The sequence below is a fragment of the Acinetobacter sp. UBA3025 genome (assembly GCF_002367915.1).
Lineage (GTDB): Bacteria > Pseudomonadota > Gammaproteobacteria > Pseudomonadales > Moraxellaceae > Acinetobacter.
Window position 1 is genome coordinate 1 of sequence record NZ_DFDO01000087.1, and the last position, 4,067, is coordinate 4,067.

The 4,067-nt window shown below is 41.9% G+C and carries 2 protein-coding genes, 1 tRNA gene and 1 pseudogene; 1 reads left to right on the forward strand and 3 read right to left on the reverse strand.

From position 1 onward, the window contains the following. Positions 1–47: 47 nt before the first annotated feature. From B4J23_RS03395 to B4J23_RS03405, 3 genes and pseudogenes are all read right to left on the reverse strand, one after another. A complete protein-coding gene (locus tag B4J23_RS03395) occupies positions 48–641 on the reverse strand; it encodes a hypothetical protein (protein ID WP_034669821.1) in 594 nt (197 codons plus the stop codon). Between the two features lie 108 nt (positions 642–749). Continuing rightward, a pseudogene (locus tag B4J23_RS03400) lies at positions 750–1,946 on the reverse strand (tyrosine-type recombinase/integrase). Positions 1,947–2,128: 182 nt separating this feature from the next. Continuing rightward, positions 2,129–2,219: transfer RNA gene (locus tag B4J23_RS03405), tRNA-Ser, on the reverse strand. Between the two features lie 121 nt (positions 2,220–2,340). Here B4J23_RS03405 and B4J23_RS03410 point away from each other — a divergent pair. Then, positions 2,341–4,067, forward strand: a 1,727-nt coding sequence (locus B4J23_RS03410) for a potassium transporter Kup (RefSeq protein ID WP_291358761.1), incomplete at its 3' end; no start/stop codon positions are given.

Below are 4,067 nucleotides of genomic sequence, written 5' to 3' on the forward strand. Positions count from 1 at the left end.
AACATGTGGGACCACCTCTCTTGTATAACAAGGCTTAATACTCATAATTAATAAAGTTTAGTTAGTTTTTCATATTCTTTAGAACCTTCAATCATTGGTACCATTTGAAGATTCTTGTATCTAAATAACGTTGGCATCTCATGGAAAAGATCAAAAAACAATGATACCGAATCTTTGTACATTTCCTGCTTTAGCTTAGAGAAGTTTGGTCTATAAAATTCACCTGAGCCAAGTACTGGCGTATAGAAAATTTTAATTTGATTGATGTGAAGCCCAGGTAAATGCTGGCTAATGAAATGATTAACCATGTCCTCAAAGTTAATTTCATCGATATCAATTTCAATCTCTTCATCATACTCATCTCTCACATTAGTAATAGTGAGCCATGTTTCTAATCCATAGGGATGATAAATATAAATATCAGATGAGATGTATTCGCCATTTTCATTTTCATAACCCGCAGGCAGTGGAGTATAAAATCCATCAAAGGCATTGGTTATAAGTTGAGCCTGTGATTTTTCTGAATCTTCAGCTAGGCTACGAATCGCATCAACAGTGTTTTGATGTAACTTAAATGCTTTATTTACTATTCCACGGCGTTCATTACTTTCTTGGTTGATTTCAGTTCTAGTTTTTACCATTAATAAAGTTCTCTATTTAGATTTTTAATATTGATTATTGTAGGGTATCCTACATTTTTATACAAGTAATTTCTAAAGAGGACTTATTTTTAAAACAAAACTTTTAACTTAGGCGCGTTTATGCTTAGGAAATGGCACAATTTTATTTCTCAAACTATCAATAAAATCAGACCATTCTTGCATCATCTTGATTCGATATTCTAAGTGTTGAGCATGGTTATAAGCTTGAGATACGGCATTACCGACTCGATGTGCTAACTGAATTTCAATTGCATCATGCATATAGCCCTACTCATGAAGTGTCGTTGATGCAAGTCCACGGAATCCATGACCAGTCATTTTACCGTTATAGCCCATCGTACGGATCACACAGAGGAGTGCATTGCTACTCATGGGTTTTGCCGTGCTATGGTTATAGAAAACGTACTGCTTATTGCCGGTGAGAGGCCGTAATCCTTCAATGAGTTCAATTGCCTGTTTGGATAATGGAACAATGTGAGGCTGAGCCATTTTCATTTTCTCAGCAGATATTCGCCATAAATGATTATCAAAATCAATCTCATTCCACTCCATCATTCTGAGTTCAGCTGTGCGTACAAAAGTCAGCGTCATTAGTTGAATGGCTGTTTTAATCATTGGATTGCCATGATAGCGGTCCATTCGCTCAAGGAAGGGTGGAAACTCAGAAATATCCAAACGTGCCATATGCTTCACTTTACGAGGTTTTAAAGCCTCTTGAAGGTGAGGTGTCGGATCATTCTCAATAAGGCCCTTACGAATCGCAAAACGGAAGATACGACCTGCTAAAGGTATGGAGCGTTTAGCCATTTCCTGTGCGCCTCGTTCTTCGTTTTTTTGGCACAGGCAAGCACGTCTTTACCTTTGATTTGATCAATAGGCATATTACCTAAAGTTGGGAAAAGATCTTTTTCAAATACAGATAAATCACGTAAATAGGTATTCTCTTTAATAACTGCCTTACGGTCTTCCATCCATTCCATAGCAAGGGCTTTGAAAAGCGTATTTTCAGCAGCTTGTTGTTTCTTTTGCTTCTTCGCTTCGTTGGGATTAATCCCATCTTTTAACTTTAACCGAGCTTCGTCTCGAATTCTTCTTGCTTGAGCCAGTGAGGTTTCAGGATAGGTACCGATGCTGAAAATATTTTCTTTACCGTTAAAGCGGAACTTCATTCGCCAATACATACCGCCCGATGGTGTGACTTCTAAGTACATACCTTTCTCATCGGAATAACGAGCTTTTTTTTTCTAGGGGGTTAAGCTTTCGTACTTTTGCATCTGTAAGCATTTTGAAGTTCCACAGAAATTGGGGGTATAAAAATTGAGGGTATAAATACGTACCCCCATTTATACCCCTAACTCGAACAGGGTTTCAATAGATGTTGTTAGATAACATAAGACAAAAAAAAGACCTAAACCATTGTGGTTTAAGTCTTTTAAGATCCAATAAGACATCATGGGAATGATATTTGGCGGTGAGAGAGGGATTCGAACCCTCGATACGCTATTAACGTATACACACTTTCCAGGCGTGCTCCTTCAGCCACTCGGACACCTCACCATGGCCGTGGATGATATAGAAAAAAAGCCAGTCTGCCAAGCTTGAAACAATTGATTTGCGGAAAAACTTTGAGCGCAATGCTATGATTCGCAAAAATGCTTGTTAAAAACGAAGACGATATATGCAAAGCACTGCACAGAAAGCAGCTCTCCCGGTAATTACGCTGGCTGCGCTTGGGGTTGTTTTTGGAGATATTGGAACCAGTCCATTGTATGCACTACGCCAATGTTTCCTGACGTCGCACCTTGCCATTAGTGAAGCTTCGGTGTTGGGCATTTTGTCCTTGATCTTCTGGTGCATCATGCTGACGGTGAGCTTCAAATACGTCACCATTATCATGCGTGCCGATAACAACGGTGAGGGCGGGATCATGTCATTGCTGGCTCTCAACTTGCGAACCACACGCATTTCTGATGACAAGAAAATTTACCTGATTGCGCTCGGCTTTATTGGGGCATCGCTGTTTTTTGGTGACGGGATCATTACCCCGGCAATTTCTGTGTTATCTGCGGTTGAAGGGCTGAGTATAGCCACACCTGTGTTTAATCAATGGTTAGAACCTCTATCGATCGGGATTATTGCGGGACTCTTTCTGGTACAACGTCATGGTACTGGAACCATGGGCAAATTTTTTGGTCCTTTGACCTTACTCTGGTTCCTGTCAATTGGTGGTTTCGGTTTGTGGAGTATTATTCAGACCCCGACAGTACTGGCTATGGTGAATCCATACTGGGCCTATCATTTTGTGGTCGATCAGCCTTTTGTAGCCTTCTTGACCATGGGCGCCGTGATTCTGACCATGACCGGAGGTGAAGCCATTTATGCCGATATGGGGCATTTTGGTCGTCTGCCGATTCGTCTGGCCTGGTTTATTATTGTGTTGCCCTGTCTGTTACTGAATTATGCTGGGCAGGGCGCGTTGTTGCTGCGCCGTCCTGAAGCACTGGAAAATCCTTTCTATATGCTGCTTCCGGAATGGGGCTTATATCCAATGATTGGTTTGGCAACGGCAGCTGCTGTGATTGCCTCACAGGCGGTGATTACCGGGGTGTTCTCCATGGTGAATCAGGCCATTCAATTGCGCTATTTACCGCGTCTGAGCGTAAAGCACACATCAGCCGAAGAGCGTGGTCAGATTTATCTACCCTTCATTAACTGGATGCTGTTTATTTCCGTGGTGATTCTGATTTTACTCTTTGAAAATAGCGCCCGCTTAGCAAGTGCTTATGGGGTCGCAGTCACTATGACCATGCTCTGTGGCACCATTTTAATCAGCATTCTGGCTTATGGTTTCTGGCGCTGGCCAATCTGGAAAGTGGTGTTATTTGCCACGCCATTCCTGATACTGGATCTGGTTTTTGTAGCCTCAACGTCTTTAAAAATTGCCTCAGGTGGCTGGGTGCCGATCCTGCTCGGGGCGGCATTATTTACGATTCTGATGACCTGGAAAGATGGTCGTGCACTGGTCCTGAACCGTCTGGAAAAAGATGCACTACCAATTGACCTATTTATTAAGAGTATTTCAATTGGAGGAGGCACCAAGTTTGTGCCGGGTGAAGCGATTTTCCTGACCGGAACTCCGACCATTGTGCCGCATGCGATGTTGCACAATATTAAGCACAACAAGGTGCTACATGAGCGCAATATTCTGGTAACAGTCATTACCCGGGATATTCCTTTTGTAGGCGATGAAGAACGGATTAAACTGGAAAAACTCAGTGAGCATTTTTATCGAGTGACAATGTATTACGGGTTTAAGGATCAGCCAAATATTCCGGAAGCATTGCAGCATGCGTATGCAGAATGGGGCTTTGAATATGACCTGATGCAGATCAGTTTCTTTATCTC